18 protein-coding genes are annotated in these 20,783 nt (G+C 71.1%); 17 read left to right on the top strand and 1 reads right to left on the bottom strand.

Annotated features, from left to right (window positions below; genetic code table 11):
- The first annotated feature begins 181 nt into the window (after nucleotides 1-181).
- The 17 genes from DKT68_RS12725 (at nucleotide 182) to DKT68_RS12645 (ending at nucleotide 19,612) form a co-directional block, all read left to right on the top strand.
- Nucleotides 182-406, top strand: coding sequence for a hypothetical protein (locus DKT68_RS12725; protein ID WP_109817624.1), 225 nt, complete (start codon nucleotides 182-184; stop codon nucleotides 404-406).
- 139 nt (nucleotides 407-545) lie between these two features.
- Nucleotides 546-1,823 carry a geranylgeranyl reductase family protein gene (locus tag DKT68_RS12720; RefSeq protein WP_109817623.1) on the top strand — a complete coding sequence of 426 codons (1,278 nt, stop codon included), beginning with the start codon at nucleotides 546-548 and terminating at the stop codon, nucleotides 1,821-1,823.
- 134 nt (nucleotides 1,824-1,957) lie between these two features.
- Entirely contained in the window at nucleotides 1,958-2,323 is a 366-nt protein-coding gene (locus tag DKT68_RS12715; RefSeq protein WP_074316036.1) for an NADH-quinone oxidoreductase subunit A, read from the top strand.
- Between the two features lie 14 nt (nucleotides 2,324-2,337).
- Nucleotides 2,338-3,015, top strand: coding sequence for a NuoB/complex I 20 kDa subunit family protein (locus DKT68_RS12710; RefSeq protein ID WP_074316038.1), 678 nt, complete (start codon nucleotides 2,338-2,340; stop codon nucleotides 3,013-3,015).
- A 55-nt stretch (nucleotides 3,016-3,070) separates the two neighbouring features.
- Nucleotides 3,071-3,808, top strand: coding sequence for an NADH-quinone oxidoreductase subunit C (locus tag DKT68_RS12705; protein ID WP_109817625.1), 738 nt, complete (start codon nucleotides 3,071-3,073; stop codon nucleotides 3,806-3,808).
- 52 nt (nucleotides 3,809-3,860) lie between these two features.
- Entirely contained in the window at nucleotides 3,861-5,186 is a 1,326-nt protein-coding gene (locus DKT68_RS12700) for an NADH-quinone oxidoreductase subunit D (protein ID WP_109817622.1), read from the top strand.
- Nucleotides 5,183-6,355 (top strand): NADH-quinone oxidoreductase subunit NuoE, encoded by a 1,173-nt coding sequence (gene nuoE, locus DKT68_RS12695; protein WP_109817621.1) that lies wholly within the window; start codon nucleotides 5,183-5,185, stop codon nucleotides 6,353-6,355. The genes DKT68_RS12700 and nuoE overlap by 4 nt, the downstream gene beginning before the upstream one ends.
- Nucleotides 6,352-7,668: an NADH-quinone oxidoreductase subunit NuoF gene (gene nuoF, locus DKT68_RS12690; RefSeq protein ID WP_109817620.1), complete on the top strand. Its 1,317-nt coding sequence runs from the start codon at nucleotides 6,352-6,354 to the stop codon at nucleotides 7,666-7,668. The genes nuoE and nuoF overlap by 4 nt, the downstream gene beginning before the upstream one ends.
- On the top strand, nucleotides 7,668-10,175 hold the full coding sequence (locus DKT68_RS12685; protein WP_109817619.1) for an NADH-quinone oxidoreductase subunit G: 2,508 nt from the start codon (nucleotides 7,668-7,670) through the stop codon (nucleotides 10,173-10,175). Before nuoF ends, DKT68_RS12685 begins: the two co-directional genes overlap by 1 nt.
- Nucleotides 10,172-11,524, top strand: coding sequence for an NADH-quinone oxidoreductase subunit NuoH (gene nuoH / locus DKT68_RS12680; RefSeq protein ID WP_109817618.1), 1,353 nt, complete (start codon nucleotides 10,172-10,174; stop codon nucleotides 11,522-11,524). Before DKT68_RS12685 ends, nuoH begins: the two co-directional genes overlap by 4 nt.
- A 1-nt stretch (nucleotide 11,525) precedes the next feature.
- Nucleotides 11,526-12,167 carry an NADH-quinone oxidoreductase subunit NuoI gene (gene nuoI / locus DKT68_RS12675; protein WP_109817617.1) on the top strand — a complete coding sequence of 214 codons (642 nt, stop codon included), beginning with the start codon at nucleotides 11,526-11,528 and terminating at the stop codon, nucleotides 12,165-12,167.
- Nucleotides 12,164-12,934: an NADH-quinone oxidoreductase subunit J gene (locus DKT68_RS12670; RefSeq protein ID WP_109817616.1), complete on the top strand. Its 771-nt coding sequence runs from the start codon at nucleotides 12,164-12,166 to the stop codon at nucleotides 12,932-12,934. The genes nuoI and DKT68_RS12670 overlap by 4 nt, the downstream gene beginning before the upstream one ends.
- A gap of 64 nt (nucleotides 12,935-12,998) precedes the next feature.
- A complete protein-coding gene (nuoK, locus tag DKT68_RS12665; protein ID WP_030486270.1) occupies nucleotides 12,999-13,298 on the top strand; it encodes an NADH-quinone oxidoreductase subunit NuoK in 300 nt (99 codons plus the stop codon).
- Between the two features lie 11 nt (nucleotides 13,299-13,309).
- Nucleotides 13,310-15,235 carry an NADH-quinone oxidoreductase subunit L gene (gene nuoL / locus DKT68_RS12660; protein ID WP_109817615.1) on the top strand — a complete coding sequence of 642 codons (1,926 nt, stop codon included), beginning with the start codon at nucleotides 13,310-13,312 and terminating at the stop codon, nucleotides 15,233-15,235.
- 64 nt (nucleotides 15,236-15,299) lie between these two features.
- The gene (locus DKT68_RS12655; RefSeq protein WP_109817614.1) at nucleotides 15,300-16,832 is read left to right on the top strand and encodes an NADH-quinone oxidoreductase subunit M; all 1,533 of its coding nucleotides are present in this window, start codon (nucleotides 15,300-15,302) and stop codon (nucleotides 16,830-16,832) included.
- 52 nt (nucleotides 16,833-16,884) lie between these two features.
- The gene (gene nuoN, locus DKT68_RS12650; protein WP_109817613.1) at nucleotides 16,885-18,438 is read left to right on the top strand and encodes an NADH-quinone oxidoreductase subunit NuoN; all 1,554 of its coding nucleotides are present in this window, start codon (nucleotides 16,885-16,887) and stop codon (nucleotides 18,436-18,438) included.
- A 100-nt stretch (nucleotides 18,439-18,538) separates the two neighbouring features.
- Nucleotides 18,539-19,612 (top strand): polyprenyl synthetase family protein, encoded by a 1,074-nt coding sequence (locus DKT68_RS12645; RefSeq protein WP_109817612.1) that lies wholly within the window; start codon nucleotides 18,539-18,541, stop codon nucleotides 19,610-19,612.
- Here DKT68_RS12645 and DKT68_RS12640 read toward each other — a convergent pair.
- On the bottom strand, nucleotides 19,588-20,783 hold a 1,196-nt coding region (locus DKT68_RS12640; RefSeq protein ID WP_109817611.1), incomplete at its 5' end, for an MFS transporter. The genes DKT68_RS12645 and DKT68_RS12640 overlap by 25 nt on opposite strands.

Below are 20,783 nucleotides of genomic sequence, written 5' to 3'. Positions count from 1 at the left end.
GGCGGGTGGCGTGGCGCAACCTGACCGGCGGCGTGGTGGCCCTGCACCGGGGGATCCGCAAGTAGCGGTACGCGAATCGCAGGGGATCCGGAAGTAGCGGTACGCGCCTCGCAGGCGACGACAACATGCCGTTTTCGTGAATATCAGTCTTTAGTCCACTTTGCGCCGTACGCTCGTCCGCATGACCGGAGCAGAGCCGGCGGACCCGGTGGCCGCCACCGACGACGACGCGGCCGAACTCATCGCGCAGTTGCGCGCGCTGGCGGGCGCCGACCCGGCGGACGTCCGACAGGTCGTCGCCGAGGTGCTGGGCGCGCTGGACCGGGCGGCCGGTGGCGCGCTGCGCGAGCACCTGCCCGAGACCATCCGGGTCGACGCGGGCCTGGACGCCGCCGGCACGGCCTGACACCTGCCTGCTGTGGACGGTCGTCGACCGTCACATCGGCGAGTTAGGTACCCCTGATCCTGTGCAGGTATGACGCCGGTCATACACTCGTCCCGTCTGGCTTGTGAAGCATTTCACGAGCGTTCGGGAGGAGGCGCGGATGACCGCGGTGGAGCACGATGCCGACGTCATCGTCGTGGGCGCCGGACCCGGGGGATCGGCGACGGCCTACCACCTGGCGCGGCACGGCGTACGGGTGCTGTTACTAGAGAAGACCGAGTTCCCCCGGGAGAAGGTCTGCGGCGACGGGCTGACCCCGCGCGCCGTGCGCCAGCTCGTCCGGATGGGCGTGGACACCTCGCCCGAGGCCGGCTGGCTGCACAACCGCGGCCTGCGGGTGATCGGCGGCGGCGTACGCCTGGAACTGGACTGGCCGGAACTGGCCAGCTTCCCCAGCTACGGCCTGGTGCGCACCCGGCTGGACTTCGACGACCTGCTCGCCCAGCGGGCGGTGGCGGCCGGCGCGAAGCTGCGCACCAACGTGAACGTGCTGGGCCCGGTGCTCGACGGTGACGGCCGGGTGACCGGCGTCGAGGCGGAGGTGGGCCCGGGCAGGGAGCCCGCCACCTTCCACGCCCCGCTGGTCGTCGCGGCGGACGGGGTCTCCGGCCGGTTCCCGCTCGCTCTCGGGCTGGCCAAGCGGGAGGACCGGCCGATCGGCGTGGCCGTCCGCCGCTACTACCACTCCCCGGTGAAGCACGACGACAACTACCTGGAGTCGTGGCTGGAGCTGCGCAGCAAGGACAGCGGCGACAACCTGCTGCCCGGGTACGGCTGGATCTTCGGGCTCGGTGACGGGCGGGTCAACGTCGGCCTCGGCGTGCTCAACTCGTCCTCCGCGTTCGGCAAGACCAACTACCGCCGGCTGCTCACCGACTGGCTGGCGAACACGCCCGTCGACTGGGGGATGACCGACGAGACCAACGCCGACGGCCCGATCCTCGGCGCGGCGCTGCCGATGGGCTTCAACCGGGTGCCGCACTACACCCGGGGCGTGATGCTGGTCGGCGACTCCGGCGGCATGGTCAACCCGTTCAACGGGGAGGGCATCGCGTACGCCATGGAGTCCGGCGAGCTGGCCGCGGAGGTCGCGGTGCAGGCCCTCGCGCGGCCCGCGGGTCCGGAGCGGGAGCGGGCGCTGATGGCGTACCCGAACGAGCTGAAGGCCCGGCTCGGCGGCTACTACCGGCTGGGCGGCATCTTCGTGAAGCTGATCGGCCGTCCGGAGATCATGCGGATCGCCACCAAGCACGGCATGCCGCACCCGACCCTGATGCGTTTCGTGCTCAAGCTGCTGGCCAACCTGACCGACCCGCGTGGCGGGGACGCGATGGACCGGGTCATCAACGCGATGACGAAGGCCGCGCCAGCCGTATAGATGGACGGTGTCGGGGCTGGTCACAGCCCCGGTACGGACAGAGATCGACCCCCGCCGGCAGCCACCGCGAGGGACGTGAATAGTGTGATTTTCCTCAAGCACCGAGGGCAGGGAAGGACGAGCAGGAGAAAACGATGACGCTCTCGCCTTACGCACCGATCATCGGGCTGTTCGCCCTCGCCGCGGCGTTCTCGCTGTTCTCCGTTGGCGCCGCCCGCTTCGCCGGTCCCCGTCGTTACAACAAGGCCAAACTCGAGGCTTACGAGTGCGGCATCGAGCCGAGCCCCCAGCCGGTCGGCGGTGGGCGGTTCCCGATCAAGTTCTACCTGACGGCGATGCTCTTCATCGTCTTCGACATCGAGATCATCTTCCTCTACCCCTGGGCGGTCTCGTTCGACGCCCTGCCGATCTTCGGCTTCGTGGAGATGGTCCTGTTCATCGTCGCGGTCTTCGTCGCGTACGCCTACGTGTGGCGGCGCGGCGGCCTGGACTGGGACTGAGGAAGGAACGTCAGATGGGCATCGAGGAGAAGCTCCCCGCCGGCGTCCTGCTCACCTCGGTGGAGAAGCTGGTCAACTGGTCCCGGAAGTCGTCCGTGTGGGGCGCCACCTTCGGCCTGGCCTGCTGCGCCATCGAGATGATGGCCGCCGGCGGCCCCCACTACGACATGGGCCGCTGGGGCATGGAGGTCTTCCGGGCCTCGCCGCGGCAGGCCGACCTGATGATCGTGGCCGGCCGGGTGAGTCAGAAGATGGCGCCGGTGCTGCGCCAGATCTACGACCAGATGGCGGAGCCCCGCTGGGTGCTCTCCATGGGCGTCTGCGCCAGCAGCGGCGGCATGTTCAACAACTACGCGATCGTGCAGGGCGTCGACCACGTCGTGCCGGTCGACATGTACCTGCCCGGCTGCCCGCCCCGGCCGGAGATGCTCATCGACGCGATCCTCAAGCTCCGCGAGAAGATCATGTATGAGCCGCTGGGCCCGAACGGTCGCAAGATGCTGGCGGCCCGCCAGGAGCGCGGCGACGTCCCGGTCGTCCCCTACGGCTCCATGCCGTCCTCGTACCGCAACGACAAGGCCCGGCGTGCCGAGTGGACCCGGGCGGTCCGCGAGGGGCGCGAGGAGCAGCTGCGGATCGAGAACTGGATGAACGCGCAGAACCACCTTCACGCTCACAGGGGCCCCAAGTGAGCGCGAGGAGTGCAGCGGAGCGGAGCCCCGCAGTCGCGAACGGAAGGTGGGCACGGTGACCGCACCGAACGACAAGAACAACGACGGCGGCGTGCCCGTACCGGTCACCCCGGCCGGCGCCAGCAGCACCGCCCCCGCCGAGTACCCGCCGGCCAGCCCGGCCGGGCGCGGCATGTTCGGCAACCAGGGCAGCGGCGACGTCTCCGGCTACGGCGGCCTGGTCCGCCAGCGCCAGCCGATCGAGGAGGCCGCCCGGCCGTACGGCGGCTACTTCGACGAGGTCCGCGACGCGCTGGAGGAGGCGTACCCGGCTTTCGGTGACGCGATCGAGAAGGTCGTGGTCGACCGGGGTGAGCTGACCCTGCACGTACGCCCGGAGCGGATCGCCGAGGTCTGCCAGGTGATGCGGGACGACATGGCGCTGCGCTTCGAGCTGTGCTCCTCGGTCTCCGGTGTGGACTACCTCGGCGCCGACGAACGCCGGCTGCACGTGGTCTACCTGCTCACCTCGATGACCTACCGCCGTCGGGTCCGCCTGGAGGCCGCGGTCTCCGCCGAGAGCCCGCACCTGCCCAGCGTGACCGCGATCTACCCGACCGCGGACTGGCAGGAGCGGGAGGCGTACGACATGTTCGGCATCGTCTTCGACGGCCACCCCAACCTGACCCGGATCCTCATGCCGGACGACTGGGAGGGTCACCCGCAGCGCAAGGACTACCCGCTCGGTGGCGTGCCGGTCGAGTACAAGGGCGCCGAGATCCCGCCGCCGGACCGGAGGAGGTCCTACCAGTGAGCGCGAGGAGTGAGCTTGCGAGCCCCGCAGTCGTGAACGGAGGGCCGGCACAGTGACCACGTCGAACTACGCGACCGAACGCGAGACCGAAGAGGGCCGGGTCTTCACCGTCACCGGTGGGGACTGGGACACCGTCGTCTCGGGCACCGACCCGATCAACGACGAGCGGATCGTGGTCAACATGGGTCCGCAGCACCCGTCCACGCACGGGGTGCTGCGCCTGGTCCTGGAGCTGGAGGGCGAGACGGTCCGCGAGGCCCGCTCCGTCGTCGGCTACCTGCACACCGGCATCGAGAAGAACCTCGAGTACCGCAACTGGGTTCAGGGCTCGACGTTCGTGACCCGGATGGACTACCTCGCGCCGCTGTTCAACGAGACGGCGTACGCGCTGGCGGTCGAGAAGCTGCTCGGCATCACCGACGACATCACCGAGCGGGCCACCACCATCCGCGTGCTGATGATGGAGCTCAACCGGATCTCGTCGCACCTGGTCTGGCTGGCCACCACCGGCATGGAGCTGGGCGCGATCTCGATCATGCTGTACGGCTTCCGCGAGCGGGAGTACATCCTCGACATCTTCGAGACCATCACCGGCCTGCGGATGAACCACGCGTACGTCCGGCCGGGCGGCGTGGCGCAGGACGTGCCGGACGAGGCGATCGTCAAGATCCGCGAGTTCCTGAAGATGATGCCGAAGAAGCTCAAGGAGTACGAGGACCTCCTCTCCGGCCAGCCGATCTGGACCGAGCGGACGAAGAACGTCGCGGTGCTGGACGTGACCGGCTGCGTGGCGCTCGGCATCACCGGCCCGGTGCTGCGCTCCGCCGGGCTGGCGTGGGACCTGCGCAAGACCATGCCGTACTGCGGTTACGAGACGTACGAGTTCGACGTGCCGACGCACCCCGACGGTGACGTGTGGGGCCGCTACCTGGTCCGGCTCGCCGAGATCCGGGAGTCGTTGAAGCTGGTCGAACAGGCGCTGGACCGGCTCCGGCCGGGCCCGGTGATGGTCGCCGACCGCAAGATCGCCTGGCCGGCGCAGCTGGCCATCGGCGTGGACGGCATGGGCAACTCGCTGGAGCACGTCGCGAAGATCATGGGTCAGTCGATGGAGTCGCTGATCCACCACTTCAAGCTGGTCACCGAGGGCTTCCGGGTCCCGCCGGGCCAGGTGTACGTCGGCATCGAGTCGCCCCGCGGCGAGCTGGGCGTGCACGCCGTCTCCGACGGTGGCACCCGGCCGTACCGGGTGCACTACCGGGAGCCGAGTTTCGTCAACCTCCAGGCCCTCCCGGCGATGGCCGAGGGCGGCCTGATCGCCGACGTGATCGCCGGCGGCGCCTCGTTGGACCCCGTGATGGGTGGTTGTGACCGATGACGACGACGTTCACTGAGACGACCCGGGAGCGGGCGCGCGAGATCATCGCCCGTTACCCGGCGGACCGGTCCCGCTCGGCGCTGCTGCCGCTGCTGCACCTGGTCCAGGCCGAGGAGGGCTACGTCTCCCCGGCCGGTGTCGCGTTCTGCGCCGAGCTGCTCGGGCTGAACAAGGCCCAGGTCGGCGCGGTCGCCACCTTCTACACCATGTACAAGCGCAAGCCGACCGGCGAGTACCTGGTCAGCGTCTGCACCAACACCATGTGCAACGTGCTCGGCGGCCAGGAGGTCTACGACACGCTGGCCGAGCACCTCGGTGTCGGGCACGACGAGACCACCGCCGACGGGAAGATCACGCTGGAGCACGCCGAGTGCCTGGCGGCCTGTGACTACGGCCCGGTGATGACGGTCAACTACGACTTCTTCGACGGCGTGGACTCGTCCACCGCGGTCGACGTGGTCGACGAGCTGCGCGCCGGCGGCCGGCCCATGCCGACCCGGGGCGCCCGGCTGTGCACGCTCAAGGAGATGGCGGTGCAGCTCGCCGGTTTCGCCGACGAGCGGGACGGCGCGGTCGCCGACGGCGGGCCGGGCGAGCCCACCCTGCGTGGGCTGCGACTGGCGCAGCAGCACGGCGTCTCGGTGGCGGGCTTCGACCCGAACACCCCGATCCGCAGCAAGGCGGAGGCGGACAGGGCGGCCGCGAAGGCGAAGGCCGCCGAGGCGGCCGCGAAGCCGGTCGAGGCGCCCGCCCCGCAGGTCGGCCCGGTGAAGGGTGGCGACGGCGCGTCCGCTCCGACGGGTACGCCCGGCAGCGCCGGCACCGGCGAGCCGGCTCCCGCCGCCGCGGCGACCGGCAGCACGGCGCCGGACGTGAAGGCGCCGGACGACAAGTCGCCGCAGGTGCGTACCGCCGAGACCCGCCAGCCGGACGCGGCCACCGCCGCCCCGGACGCGCCCGGCACCAAGGTCCCGACGGAGACCGCGCCCCCGACCCCCCGCGACGCCCAGGAGGCGGAGGCGGCCGGCGTGGCAGCCAACCCGCCGGCGGGCGACGGGAAGCCCGCCGGTGACTCCACCGGCGCGCAGGAGCGCAACCTCACCGAAGCGTCGGGGAACGCGGATGCCGCGACCTCCACCGTCGCGAGCGAAACGGGGGCCCAGAAGTGACCACTCCCCGACCGGAGACGCTGGCCAAGCTGACGCCGGTGCTGACCAAGCGCTGGCTGTCGCCGGACGCCTGGCGGATCGGCACCTACGAGCAGCTCGACGGCTACGCCGCGCTGCGCAAGGCGCTCAAGGCCCACCCGGACGACCTGATCCAGCTCATCAAGGACTCCGGGCTGCGCGGCCGGGGTGGCGCCGGCTTCCCCACCGGTCTCAAGTGGGGCTTCATCCCGCAGGGCGACGGCAAGCCGCACTACCTGGTGGTCAACGCCGACGAGGGCGAGCCGGGCACCTGCAAGGACCTGCCGCTGATGACCCACGACCCGCACGCGCTGGTCGAGGGCGTGATCATCGCGTCGTACGCGATCCGGGCCAGCCGCGCCTACATCTACATCCGGGGCGAGGCGGTGCACGCCGCGCGCCGGCTGCGCAACGCGGTCCAGGAGGCGTACGACAAGGGCTACCTCGGCCGGAACATCCTGCGCAGCGGCTACGACCTGGAGCTGGTGGTGCACTCCGGCGCCGGGGCGTACATCTGCGGCGAGGAGACGGCGCTGCTGGACTCGCTGGAGGGGTTCCGGGGCCAGCCGCGGCTGCGCCCGCCGTTCCCGGCCACCCACGGCCTGTACGCCAGCCCGACGGTGGTGAACAACGTCGGCACCATCGCCAGCGTGCCGCCGATCGTGCTCGGCGGGGCCGACTGGTGGAAGACCATGGGCACCGAGAAGTCCTCCGGGCCGATGATCTACTCGCTCTCCGGCCGGATCGCCAACCCCGGCCAGTACGAGTGCTCGATGGGCGTCACGCTGCGCGAGCTGCTGGAGCTGGCCGGCGGGATGCAGCCCGGGCACAACCTGAAGTTCTGGACGCCGGGTGGCTCGTCCACCCCGCTGCTGGCCGCCGAGCACCTGGACGTGCCACTGGACTTCGAGGGGGTGGCGGCGGCCGGCTCGATCCTCGGCACCACGGCCACGCAGATCTTCTCCGACCAGGACTGCCCGGTCTACGCGACCTACCGGTGGCTGGAGTTCTACCACCACGAGTCGTGCGGCAAGTGCACCCCGTGCCGGGAGGGCAACTACTGGATGGTCCGGGTCTACCGGCGGATCCTCGCCGGCCAGGGCACCCACGAGGACCTGGACACCCTTCTGGACACCTGCGACAACATCCTCGGCCGCTCGTTCTGCGGTCTCGGTGACGGAGCGACCAGCTCGGTGACCTCCTCCCTGAAGTACTTCAAGCAGGACTACCTCGACTACATCGAGGGACGTACCGCGCCGAAGCTCTCCGACAAGCAGCTGGTTGGAGCTCACTGATGACGGACGTAGCCAAGCAGACCGAGACCGTCACGCTCACCATCGACGGCGTCGAGGTCACCGCCCCCAAGGGGACGTTGCTGATCCGGGTCGCCGAGCAGATGGGCACCGAGATCCCCCGGTTCTGCGACCACCCGCTGCTGGCCCCGGCCGGCGCGTGCCGGCAGTGCCTGGTCGAGGTGGAGGGGCAGCGCAAGCCGGTCGCCTCCTGCACCCAGGCCGTCGCCGACGGGATGGTGGTCCGTACCCAGCTCACCTCCCCGGTGGCCAAGAAGGCGCAGGAGGGGGTGATGGAGCTCCTGCTGCTCAACCACCCGCTGGACTGCCCGATGTGTGACAAGGGCGGCGAGTGCCCCCTGCAGAACCAGGCGATGTCCACCGGCCGCACCGACTCGCGCTTCCACGAGCACAAGCGGGAGTACGAGAAGCCGATGGCGATCAGCAGCCAGGTGCTGCTGGACCGCGAGCGTTGCGTGCTCTGCCAGCGCTGCACCCGGTTCTCCGAGGAGATCGCCGGCGACAAGTTCATCGACCTGATGGGCCGGTCGTCCGCCGAGGAGATCAACATCTACCGGGACGAGGCGTACGGCGAAGAGGGCGACGCCGGGGACGTCCCGTTCAACTCCTACTTCTCCGGCAACACCGTGCAGATCTGCCCGGTGGGTGCGCTGACCGGTGCCCAGTACCGCTTCCGGGCCCGGCCGTTCGACCTGGTGTCCAGCCCGAGCGTCTGCGAGCACTGCTCGGCGGGCTGCGGGCAGCGCACCGACTGGCGGCGCGGGAAGGTGCTGCGCCGGCTGGCCGGCGACGAGCCGGAGGTCAACGAGGAGTGGAACTGCGACAAGGGCCGGTGGGGCTTCCAGTACACCCGGGCCACCGACCGGCTGACCACCCCGCTGGTCCGCGACGAGCGCACCGGTGAGCTGCGCGAGGCCTCCTGGAGCGAGGCGCTCACCGTGGCCGCAGAGGGGCTGCACGCGGCCCGCGAGAGCGGACAGGGCACGGCGGTGCTCACCGGCGGTCGGCTGACCGTCGAGGACGCCTACGCGTACGCGAAGTTCGCCCGGGTCGCGCTGAACACCAACGACATCGACTTCCGGGCCCGCCCGGTGTCCCGCGAGGAGGCCGACTTCCTGGCCAGCTCGGTCGCCGGGGTCACCGACGTCACCTACACCGACGTGGAGAACGCGCCGGCGGTGGTGCTGGTCGGCCTGGAGCCGGAGGAGGAGTGCCCCATCCTCTTCCTGCGGCTGCGCAAGGCGTACCTGAAGAAGACCCTGACGGTGTACGCGCTGGCGCCCTTCGCCACCCGCGGCCTGGAGAAGCTCGGCGCCAAGCTGGCCCGGGTCGTGCCGGGCGAGGAGGCCAGCGTGCTCGCCGGGCACGCCACGGTTGCCGAGGCGCTGAGCGCGCCGGGCGCGATCCTGATCGTCGGCGAGCGGCTGGCCGGCGTGCCGGGCGGGCTCTCCGCCGCGGCGGACGTGGCACGGCGTACCGGCGCGAAGCTGGCGTGGGTGCCGCGGCGCGCGGGTGACCGAGGCGCGGTCGACGCGGGCTGCCTGCCCAACCTGCTCCCCGGTGGCCGGCTGGTCACCGAGCCGGCCGCTCGGGCCGAGCTGGGCGAGGCGTGGGACATCCCGGCCGGGGTGATCCCGAGCCAGGCCGGTCGGGACACCGACCAGATCCTGGCGGCCGCGGCCGGCGGGCAGCTCGGCGCGCTGGTGGTGGGCGGGGTCGACCCGGCCGACCTGGCCGACCCGCGGCTCGCGGAGGCCGCCCTGGACGCGGTGCCGTTCCTGGTCAGCCTGGAGCTTCGCGGCAGCGCGGTGACGCGGCGGGCCAACGTGGTGCTGCCGGTCGCCCCGGTGGTCGAGAAGTCCGGCAGCTTCCTGGACTGGGAGGGTCGGCTGCGCCCGTTCGAGGCGGTGCTGGAGACCGCGGCGATGACCGACGGCCGGGTGCTCGACGCGCTGGCCGCGCTCCTCGACGTGCGACTCGGCACCGCGGACGTGCCGAGCGTGCGCCGCGAGCTGGCGACGCTGCCGGTGACGCGTACCCAGCGGCCGGCCGCGCCGTCGGTGGCGCCGGCCTCGGTGCCGCACCCGCGCGCCGGGGAGGCCGTGCTGGCGACCTGGCACCAGCTCGTCGACCTGGGCACCCTGACCGACGGCGACGAGCACCTCGCCGGCACCGCCCGTCCGCCGGTGGTCCGGCTGGGCAAGGGCACCGCCGAGGCGCTCGGCGTCAGCGACGGCGAGCCGGTCACGGTGGGCACCGACCGGGGCGCGGTGACCCTGCCGGCGGCAATCACCGAGATGCCGGACGGCGTGGTCTGGCTGCCCACCAACTCACCGGGCTCGACCGTGCGACGCAGCCTCGGGGCGACGTCCGGCGCGGTCGTCCGGATCTCCGTCCCCGTACCGAGCGCGGCCGTCCCGGCCGGGCGCGTGGCGGCCGACGAGACCGGTCTCCCGGGTCCGCTCCTCAACGCTGGGGGTAACCAGTGACTCCGTCATACCTGGCCCAGGACCCGACGTTGGCCGACTTCGGCCGGGATCCGTGGTGGCTGGTCCTCGGCAAGATCGTCTTCGCGTTCGCCTTCGGCCTGCTGGCCACCCTGCTCGGCGTGTGGTTCGAGCGGCGCGTGGTGGGCTACATGCAGGTGCGGCCCGGCCCGAACCAGGTCGGCCCGTTCGGCCTGCTGCAGACGCTGGCCGACGGTTTGAAGATGGCCTTCAAGGAGGACATCCTGCCGAAGGCGGCCGACAAGGTCGTCTACTTCTTCGCCCCGACCATCTCGGTGATCTGCGCGGTCACCGCGCTGTCGGTGGTGCCGTTCGGCCCGATGGTGAGCATCTTCGGCCACCACACGCCGTTGCAGGTCACCGACGTGCCGGTGGCGGTGCTGTTGCTGCTGGCCTGCTCCTCGATGGGCGTCTACGGCATCGTGCTGGGCGGGTGGGCCTCCGGCTCGACGTACCCGCTCCTCGGCGGCCTGCGGTCGAGCGCCCAGATGATCTCCTACGAGGTCGCCATGGGGCTCTCCATCGTTGCGGTGTTCATGACCGCCGGCACGATGAGCACCAGCGGGATCGTCGCCGCCCAGGGCGACGGCACCCAGCTGACCATCTTCGGCCAACCGATCCCGGCGCCGGGCTGGTACGCGATCCTGCTGCTGCCCAGCTTCGTCATCTTCTTCATCTCCACCGTGGGCGAGACCAACCGGGCGCCGTTCGACCTGCCCGAGGCCGAGTCCGAGCTGGTCGCCGGCTTCATGACCGAGTACAGCTCGCTGAAGTTCGCGCTCTTCATGCTCAGCGAGTACGTCGCGATGGTGACCATGTCCGCGGTCACCACCACGCTGTTCCTCGGCGGGTGGCGGGCGCCGTGGCCGATCACCATCTGGGAGGGCGCCAACTCCGGTTGGTGGCCGATGCTGTGGTTCTTCGGCAAGGTGATCGCGCTGGTCTTCGTCTTCGTGTGGCTGCGCGGCACGCTGCCGCGGCTGCGCTACGACCAGTTCATGCGCTTCGGCTGGAAGGTCCTGCTGCCGATCAACCTGGTCTGGATCCTGGTCCTGTCGGGCCTGCGCTCCATCGAGGACTGGGACTCGCGCGGCAAGATGATCGCGGTCGGCATTCCGGCCGGCATCCTGCTGATCGCCACGCTGTTCTGGCCCAGCCGCCGGCGGCAGCCGAAGCCGACCACGCAGGAACAGGTGGACAGCCGCCCGTACGGGAGCTTCCCGCTGCCACCGATGGATCTTCAGGTACCACCGAGCCCGCGTATCACGCGCGTGGTCGCCGAGCGGGAGCCGGCCAACATCGCCACCGGCTCGGACTCCAGGGAGGTGTGACGTGGGCACGATCACCGGAACGTTCAAGGGCTTCGGGGTCACCTTCTCGCACATGTTCAGGAAGGTCGTCACCACCGACTACCCGTTCAAGCCGCCGGTGTCGGCGCCGCGCTACCACGGGCGGCACATCCTCAACCGGCACCCGGACGGGCTGGAGAAGTGCATCGGCTGTGAGCTGTGCGCCTGGGCCTGCCCGGCGGACGCGATCTTCGTCGAGGGTGGTGACAACACCGACGAGCAGCGCTTCTCGCCGGGTGAGCGGTACGCCAGCGTCTACCAGATCAACTACGCCCGCTGCATCTTCTGCGGGCTCTGCATCGAGGCCTGCCCGACGCGGTCGCTCACGATGAGCAACGAGTACGAGCTGGCCCGGGACAACCGGCAGGACCTGATCTTCACGAAGGAGCAGCTGCTCGCGCCGCTGCTCGAAGGCATGGAGCAGCCGCCGCACCCGATGCGGCTGGGCGACAGCGAGAAGGACTACTACGTCGGCGCGCTGGACAACCCGGGCACCTCCGCCGGTGCCGAGACGTCCCCGATGGGCCCCGGCCGCTACCAGGTCGAGGAGCACCCCGGCGTGACGTTCCCGGGTGCCGAGCAGGCCGCCCAGCGCGCGGCGGCCGGCAAGGGAGAGGGAGCATGACCACGTCTACGGTGCTGGCCGCGGCGGGCGGGGTGTCCGGCGGCGAGGAGGTCACCTTCTGGATCCTCGCGCCGCTCGCGCTGCTCGGCGCGATCGGGATGGTGGCTGCCCGCAACGCGGTGCACTCGGCGCTCTGGCTGGTGCTCACCATGCTCTGCCTGGGCGTGTTCTACGTGCTCCAGGCCGGGCCGTTCATCGGCATGGTGCAGATCATCGTCTACACCGGCGCGATCATGATGCTGTTCCTGTTCGTGCTGATGCTGGTCGGCCGCGACGCCTCCGACTCGCTGATCGAGACGTTGCGCGGCCAGCGGGTCGCCGCGATCGTGCTCGGGCTGGGCTTCGCCGGGCTCGTCGGCGGCGCGCTCTACCGGGCGTTGGAGGGAACCACCGCGGTGGGCCTGGAGGCGGCCAACGCGGAGGGGAACGTGCAGGGCATCGCCCGGCTGCTGTTCACCAAGTACGTCTTCGCGTTCGAGCTGACCTCGGCGCTGCTGATCACCGCGGCGGTCGGCGCGATGGTGCTCGCGCACGTCGAGCGGCGCAAGCAGGACAAGATCGACCAGCCGTCGACGATGCGGGCCCGCTTCGCCCCCGGCAACTACCCCGGCCCCAAGCCGGGCCCGGGTGTCTTCGCGACCTCCTCCTCGGTGGCGACCCCGGCGCGGCTGCCGGACGGCCGCCTGACCGAGCGGAGCACGCCGGACATCCTGCCGGTGCGGGAGCTGACCGCCCGGGAGACCACGCTGAAGGGGACCGATCAGTGAGCGCGAGGAGTGAACGAGCGCAGCGAGTGGGCCCCGCAGTCGCGAGCGAAGGGCAGGCCCAGCGATGACCCCCGACTACTATCTCGTGCTGGCCGCGGTGCTGTTCACCATCGGCGCCGCCGGGGTGCTCGTCCGACGCAACGCGATCGTGCTGTTCATGTGCGTGGAGCTGATGCTCAACGCGGCCAACCTGACGCTGGTCACCTTCAGCCGGATCAACGGTGACCTCAACGGCCAGATCATGGCGTTCTTCGTGATGGTGGTGGCGGCGGCCGAGGTCGTGGTCGGCCTCGCGATCATCATGTCCATCTTCCGGACCCGGCGCTCGGCGAGTGTCGACGACGCCAACCTGCTCAAGTACTAAGGGGCAAGCAAGTGGAAGAGACTGTGCACTACGCAGAGGCCACGGGCTTGCTCGGCAGCGTCTGGCTGCTGGTGGCGATCCCGCTGGTCAGCGCGGCCGTCCTGCTGCTGCTCGGCCGCCGGGCCGACCGCTGGGGGCACTGGTTGGGCGTCGCCGCCATCGGCGCCGCGTTCGTGCTCGGCCTGGCGTCCTTCTTCCAGCTGCGTGGCCTGGAGAACAAGTCGGTCGAGCTGAGCCTCTGGGACTTCATCGCGGTCGGTGACCTGCGGGTCGACTTCGGCCTGCTCTTCGACCCGCTGGCCGCGGTCTTCGTGCTGCTGATCACCGGCGTGGGTTTCCTGATCCACCTGTACGCCGTGGAGTACATGGCGCACGACGCGGGTCGGCGCCGGTTCTTCGCGTACTTCAACCTGTTCGTCGCGGCCATGCTGCTGCTGGTGCTCGGCAACAACTACGTGATGTTGTACTTCGGCTGGGAGGGCGTCGGTCTGGCGTCGTACCTGCTGATCTCCTTCTGGTACGAGCGGCCCAGCGCCGCCACCGCCGGCAAGAAGGCGTTCCTGATGAACCGGGTCGGCGACGCCGGCCTCGCCATCGGCATCTTCATCATGTTCGCCACCCTGGGCACCACCCAGTACGACGAGGTGTTCAACGGCGTCGCCGGTCTGGCCGGCTCGACCGTGCTGGTGCTCGGCCTGCTGCTGCTGCTCGGCGCGACCGGCAAGTCCGGCCAGTTCCCGCTCCAGGCGTGGCTGCCGGACGCGATGGAGGGCCCCACCCCGGTGTCGGCGCTCATCCACGCCGCCACCATGGTCACCGCGGGCGTCTACCTGATCGCCCGGTCCAACCCGATCTTCTCCGCCAACTCGACGCTCCAGCTCGTGGTGGTCAGCGTCGGCGCGCTCACCCTGCTGATCGGCTGCATCATCGGCGCGGCCAAGGACGACATCAAGCGGGTGCTCGCCTGGTCGACGGTGAGCCAGATCGGCTACATGTTCCTCGGCGTCGGCCTGGGTGGCGCGGCGTACGCGCTGGCCATCGTGCACCTGCTGGCGCACGGCTTCTTCAAGGCCAACATGTTCCTGGGCGCCGGCTCGGTCATGCACGGGATGAAGGACCAGGTGGACATCCGCCGCTTCGGCGGGCTGTCGAAGTACATGAAGATCACCTGGTTGACCTTCATGATGGGCTGGCTGGCCATCATCGGCATGTTCCCGTTCTCCGGCTTCTTCTCCAAGGAGCCGATCATCGTGGCCGCCTTCGAGCGGGCGGACTGGACCGCCTGGCTCTTCGGCGGGGCCGCGCTGCTCGGCGCCGGGCTGACCGCGTTCTACATGACCCGGCTCTTCGTGCTCACCTTCCACGGCCCGAAGCGGTGGACCGAGGACATCGAGCACCCGCACGAGTCGCCGGCGCTGATGACCATCCCGCTGGTCCTGCTGGCGATCGGCTCGGTGGGTGCCGGGTTCCTGCTCGCCACCTCCGTACCGGACTGGCTGACCGCGACCGCCGGGCTGAACGCGCACGAGGAGGCGCACGAGCCGGTCCTCTCGCACGCCGTGATCACCGTGCTCTCGCTGCTGGTCACCGTGCTGGGCGCCGGGCTGGCCTGGTTCCTGTTCCGGGCCGGCACGGCCACCGCGCCGCAGCCGGCCGGCGTGCTGGTCACCGCCGCCCGGCGCAACCTCTACACCGACGCGGTGAACGAGGCGGTCTTCGAGAAGCCCGGCATCTTCCTCACCCGGGCGCTGGTGTTCCTCGACAACCGGGGCATCGACGGGCTGGTCAACGGGCTCGCCGCGGCCGTCGGCGGTGGTTCGGGCCGGCTCCGGCGGCTGCAGACCGGCTTCGTCCGCTCGTACGCCACCTCGATCCTGGCCGGCGCGCTGCTGGTGATGGCGGCGTTCCTGGCCGTGCAGGCCGGGTGGTTGGCGTGATCGACCTCTTTCCGGCCGCCCCCGCCGGCGGACCACGCAGTGACGACGGAGGTAAGGCCGCATAATGTCCAACTTCCCGTTCCTCTCGGTGCTCACCGTGGCGCCGCTGGTGGGCGCCCTGGTGGTGGCCTTCCTGCCGCGCCACCGGCCGGAGCTGGCCAAGCAGGTGGCCTTCGCCTGGTCGCTGCTGGTGCTGGTGCTCTCGGTGGTGATGTGGGTCAGCTTCAACGCCGGCGGTGACCGGTTCCAGTTCCGCGAGTCGTACTCGTGGATCCCCAACTGGGGTGTCAGCTTCACCTTCGCCGCCGATGGCATCGCGCTGGTGATGCTGATGCTGATCGCGGTGCTGGTGCCGCTGGTGATCCTGGCGTCCTGGCACGACGCGGAGTCGTCGAAGCGGTCGGTGCCCGTCTACTTCGCGCTGTTGCTGGTCCTCGAATGCACGATGATCGGCGTCTTCGCGGCCGCCGACGTCTTCCTGTTCTACGTGTTCTTCGAGGTCATGCTGGTGCCGATGTACTTCCTGATCGGCAGCTACGGCGGCCACCAGCGGCAGTACGCGGCGGTGAAGTTCTTCCTCTACTCGCTCGTCGGCGGGCTCTTCATGCTGGCCGCGGTGATCGGGCTGTGGGTGGTCGGCGGCAAGACCTTCGACTGGCAGGCGCTGTCGCAGGTCGACATCAGCACCGGCACCGAGCGTTGGCTGTTCCTCGGCTTCTTCCTCGCGTTCGCCATCAAGGCGCCGTTCTTCCCGTTCCACACCTGGCTGCCGGACGCCGGTGGCGCCGCCCCCGCCGGCGCGGCCGCGCTGCTGGTCGGAGTGCTGGACAAGGTCGGGACGTTCGGCATCCTGCGCTACTGCCTGCCGCTGTTCCCCGAGGCGTCGAAGTGGTTCGCGCCGTGGGCGCTGGCGCTGGGCGTGATCGGCATCGTCTACGCCGCGCTGCTGGCGGTCGGCCAGAACGACCTCAAGCGGCTGGTGTCGTACACCTCGATCGCGCACTTCGGCTTCATCGGGGTGGGCATCTTCGCCTTCACCACCCAGGCCGGCACCGGCGCGGTGCTCTACATGCTCAACCACGGTCTGGCCACCGGCCTGCTCTTCCTGGTGGTGGGCATGCTGATCTCCCGGCGTGGCTCGGCGTTGATCAGTGACTTCGGTGGCGCCGGCAAGCTGGTCCCGGTGCTCGCCGGGGTGCTCTTCTTCGCCGGTCTGGCCTCGCTCGCGCTGCCCGGCACCGCGCCGTTCATCTCCGAGTTCCTGGTGCTGATCGGCACCTTCACGGTGAACAAGCCGGTCGCGGTCATCGCCACGGTCGGCATCATCCTGGCCGCCGCGTACGTGCTGTGGATGGTGCAGCGCACCACCCAGGGCACGCTCAACCCGGCCCTGACCGAGGTCGACGGGATGCGCCGGGACCTCAACCTGCGCGAGAAGGCCGTGGTCGCCCCGCTGATCGCGCTGATCGTGCTGCTCGGCTTCTATCCCAAGCCGGTCACTGACGTGATCAACCCCGCCGTCCAGGCGACCATGGACGACATCGGCAGGACCGACCCCGCCCCATCGGTGGGCACCGTCCAGGAGGCAGGCCGGTGAGCGCGAGGAGTGAGCTTGCGAGCCCCGCAGTCGTGAACGAAAGGTCGGCCCAGTGACCGAGTTGAAACTGCCGTCGCTCAACTACGCGGCGCTCGCCCCGATCATGATCATGCTGGGCGTCGCGTTGCTCGGCGTGCTGGTCGAGGCCTTCGTCCCCCGGCGCCTGCGGCACGTCGTGCAGCTGACGCTGGCCCTGCTGGCCGTCCTCGCCGCGCTGACCATGGTGGTCCTCAACGCCGACGACCGGATCATCACCGCCGGTCAGGCCCTCGCGGTGGACGGGCCGACGCTCTTCCTCCAGGGCGCGATCCTGGTGCTGGCCGCGATGGCGCTCCTGCTGATCGGTGACCGCTCGGTCGAGCGTGGCGGGGCGTTCGTCGCCCAGGCCGCGGTGACCGCCGAGTCGGCCGACGACCGGCGGCAGGCCGAGGGGCGCAACGGCCTCACCGAGGTCTACCCCCTCACCACGTTCGCGATCGGCGGCATGCTGATCTTCGTGGCGGCGAACGACCTGCTGACCATGTTCATCGCGCTGGAGGTCTTCTCGCTCCCGCTGTACCTGCTCTGCGCGCTGGCCCGTCGCCGGCGGCTGCTGAGCCAGGAGGCGGCGATGAAGTACTTCCTGCTCGGCGCGTACGCCTCGGCGTTCTTCCTGTTCGGCGTGGCCCTCATCTACGGCTTCACCGCCGGCATCCCGGGTCGCGGGGCCGGGGTCGACTTCGCCACCATCAACGCGGCGGTCACCGAGTCGCCGGCCAGCCCGGTGCTGCTCTTCGCCGGTATGGCGCTGCTCGCCATCGGCCTGCTCTTCAAGGCGGCGGCGGCCCCGTTCCACGTGTGGACGCCGGACGTCTACCAGGGCGCGCCGACCCCGGTCACCGGCTTCATGGCCGCCTGCACCAAGGTCGCCGCGTTCGGCGCGCTGCTGCGCGTCTTCCACGTCGCGTTCGCCGGTGCCGCCTGGGACTTCACCCCGGTGCTCGGCGCGGTGGCGGTGCTGACCATGCTGGTCGGCGCGGTCCTCGCGGTCACGCAGACGGACATCAAGCGGCTGCTCGCGTACTCCTCGATCGCCAACGCCGGCTACCTGCTGGTCGGCGTGCTGGCACCGGGCCGCGAGGGGCTCTCGGGCACGATGTTCTACCTGGTCGCGTACGGCTTCTCGGTGCTGGCCGCGTTCGCGGTGATCACCCTGGTCCGGGACGAGGACGGGGAGGCCACCCACCTGTCCCGCTGGGCCGGGCTGGGCCGGCGCTCGCCGTTCTTCGCCGGGCTGTTCACGTTCATCCTGCTGGCCTTCGCCGGTATCCCGTTGACCAGCGGCTTCACCAGCAAGTTCGCGGTCTTCGGGCCGGCGCTGGACGGTGGCCACGCGTGGCTGGTGATCGCCGGTGTGCTGACCAGCATGGTGCTGGCCTTCCCGTACCTGCGGGTCGTGGTGATGATGTGGCTCTCCGAGCCGGGCGAGTCCACGCCGAGGGTCACCGTGCCCGGCGGCCTCACCTCCGCCGCGCTGATGATCGGCGTACTGGCCACTCTGGTGCTGGGCGTCGCCCCCGCGCCGCTGCTGGACCTGGCCACGGGAGCCGCCGACTTCGTGCGATGACCAGAGGCTCGACCACCCGGGGCCGGCACGCGTTCGCGTGCCGGCCCCGGTGCGTATCCCCGGCCCGGAGCAGGTAGAACGGGTGTGGCATGGTTGATGCGTGGTGATTCCGGCTGGCGAGCGTTCAGGTGCCACCGGCTCCGGCGGTCGCCGGGGTCGGGCGAGCACGAGTCAGTTCGGCGCGCTCGGCCTCCATCTCGCCGATCCCCGCGTCGAGGCGTCCGTGCTGGGTCTGCTGGACGCGGTCGAGGTCGAGCTGCGGGCCAGTGTGGCGAGCGCCGACCCGTTCGTCACCGAGGCCGCCCGGCACCTCGTCGAGGCCGGCGGGAAGCGGTTCCGGCCGCTGCTGGTGGCGCTGGGCGCCCAGTTCGGTGACCCGACCGGCCCGCAGGTGGTCCCGGCCGCCGTGGTGATGGAGCTCACCCACCTGGCGACCCTCTACCACGACGACGTGATGGACGAGGCGGCCGTTCGACGGGGCGCGCCGAGCGCCAACTCCCGCTGGACCAACTCGGTCGCCATCCTGGTCGGTGACTACCTCTTCGCCCGGGCCGCGGACATCGCGGCCGACCTGGGCCCGGAAGCGGTCCGGTTGCAGGCGCGCACCTTCGCCCGGCTGGTGCACGGCCAGATCGCGGAGACGGTGGGGCCGCGCGACGGCGAGGACCCGGTCGCGCACTACCTGCACGTGATCGCCGAGAAGACGGGCTCCCTGATCGCCACGTCCGCCCGGTTCGGCGGCATGTTCGGCGGCGCCGCCGCCGAGCACGTCGAGGCGCTGGCCGGGTACGGCGAGACGATCGGTGTCGCCTTCCAGCTCTCCGACGACCTGCTGGACATCGCCTCCGAGTCGGTGCAGTCGGGCAAGACCCCCGGCACGGACCTGCGCGAGGGCGTTCCCACGCTGCCGGTGCTCTACGCCCGCGCGGCGGACGACTCCGACGCGTCCTCGGTGCGGCTGCGGGAGATCCTGGCCACCGGCCCGCTGACCGACGACGCGCTGCACGCCGAGGCCCTCGGTCTGCTCCGGGAGAGCCCGGCCCTCAAGCGGGCCCGGGAGACCGTGCGCAGCTACGCCGAGGACGCCCGCGCGCGCCTGGCGCCGCTCCCGGCCGGCCCGTCCCGTCGTGCCCTCGAGTCGCTCTGCGACTACATCGCCGACCGCACCAGCTGATCCCCGGCCCGACCCGCCACGGCGGCGGTGCGGGCCAACAGGCGGCTGCCGACGAGCATGAGAGCGGCGGCGAGCAGCATGGCCACCGCCGCCGTGGTCCACATGGCCGGGTACCCGAGGTGGGCGGCCAGCGGGCCGAGGCTCAGCGGGCCGAGGCAGCCGCCCGCGTACACCCCGGTCTGGGTGATCGAGGTGGCGGCGGCCGGGGCCTGCGGGTGCAGCCGGACCACCGCGAAGTTCATCAGGCCTGGCCAGGCCCAGCCCAGGCCGAAGCCGAGCACCACGCCCACCCCCAGTGGCACCGTGCCGGCCAGCGCGAGCAGGCCCAGCCCGGCGGCGCCGACCACCAGCATCGCGGCGATGACCGCCACGTGGCCGGTGGCGCGGCGGTCGGCGAGCCAGCCGGCGCCGACCCGGGCCGTCACGCAGACCGCGCTGCCCAGGGTCAGGGTGAGACCGGCGAGGCCCGGCGAGAGGCCCCGGGCGGCCGCGGAGTCCACCAGGAAGGTGCCCAACGCGTTGGCCGCGGCCGAAGCCAGTGTCGCCGCCGCGCCGATCACCACGAGCGCCACCGTGGCCCGGCCGGCGCGCCCCGCGTCGGCCCGCCGGGCCCGGCCGGACACCTGCCGGGGTACGGCGGGCAGCGTCGCCAGCGCGGCGCCGGCGGCGGCTACGAACGCCCAGCGCCAGCCGGCGGTGAGCGCGATGGTGGGCACCGCCGCCCCGGCCAGCAGGGTCGAGACCGGGATGGCCGCCTGCTTGACGCCGAACGACAACCCCTGCCGGCGCGCCGGGACGTGCTGCGCCAGGGCGGCGTTGCTGGCGAGCTGGCCGAGGGCGTTCGCGGTGGCGCTGAGCGCCAGCAGCCCGACCAGCGCGGGGTACGACCGGGCGAGCGCCGCCACGGCCAGCATCGACCCGGCGGCCAGCACGATGCCGCAGCGGGCCACCACGGCCGGCCCGTACCGCTCGACCAGCCGGCCGGAGGGCACCGAGGCCAGCGCGCTGACCCCGAAGTAGACGGCCACGGCGAGGCCCAGACCGGCGGGTGAGAAGCCGAGGTCCGCGCCCATCTGCACGGCGAGGCCGCCGAGCAGGAAGACGGGCAGCACGCAGGCCACGGTGGTGAGGACGGCGCCGGCGCTCGCCCGGCTCGCGCGGGGCGGGGCGG

The sequence above is a fragment of the Micromonospora acroterricola genome (genome assembly GCF_003172955.1).
Taxonomy (GTDB): domain Bacteria; phylum Actinomycetota; class Actinomycetes; order Mycobacteriales; family Micromonosporaceae; genus Micromonospora; species Micromonospora acroterricola.
This window is presented reverse-complemented; position numbering and strand designations above follow the sequence as displayed.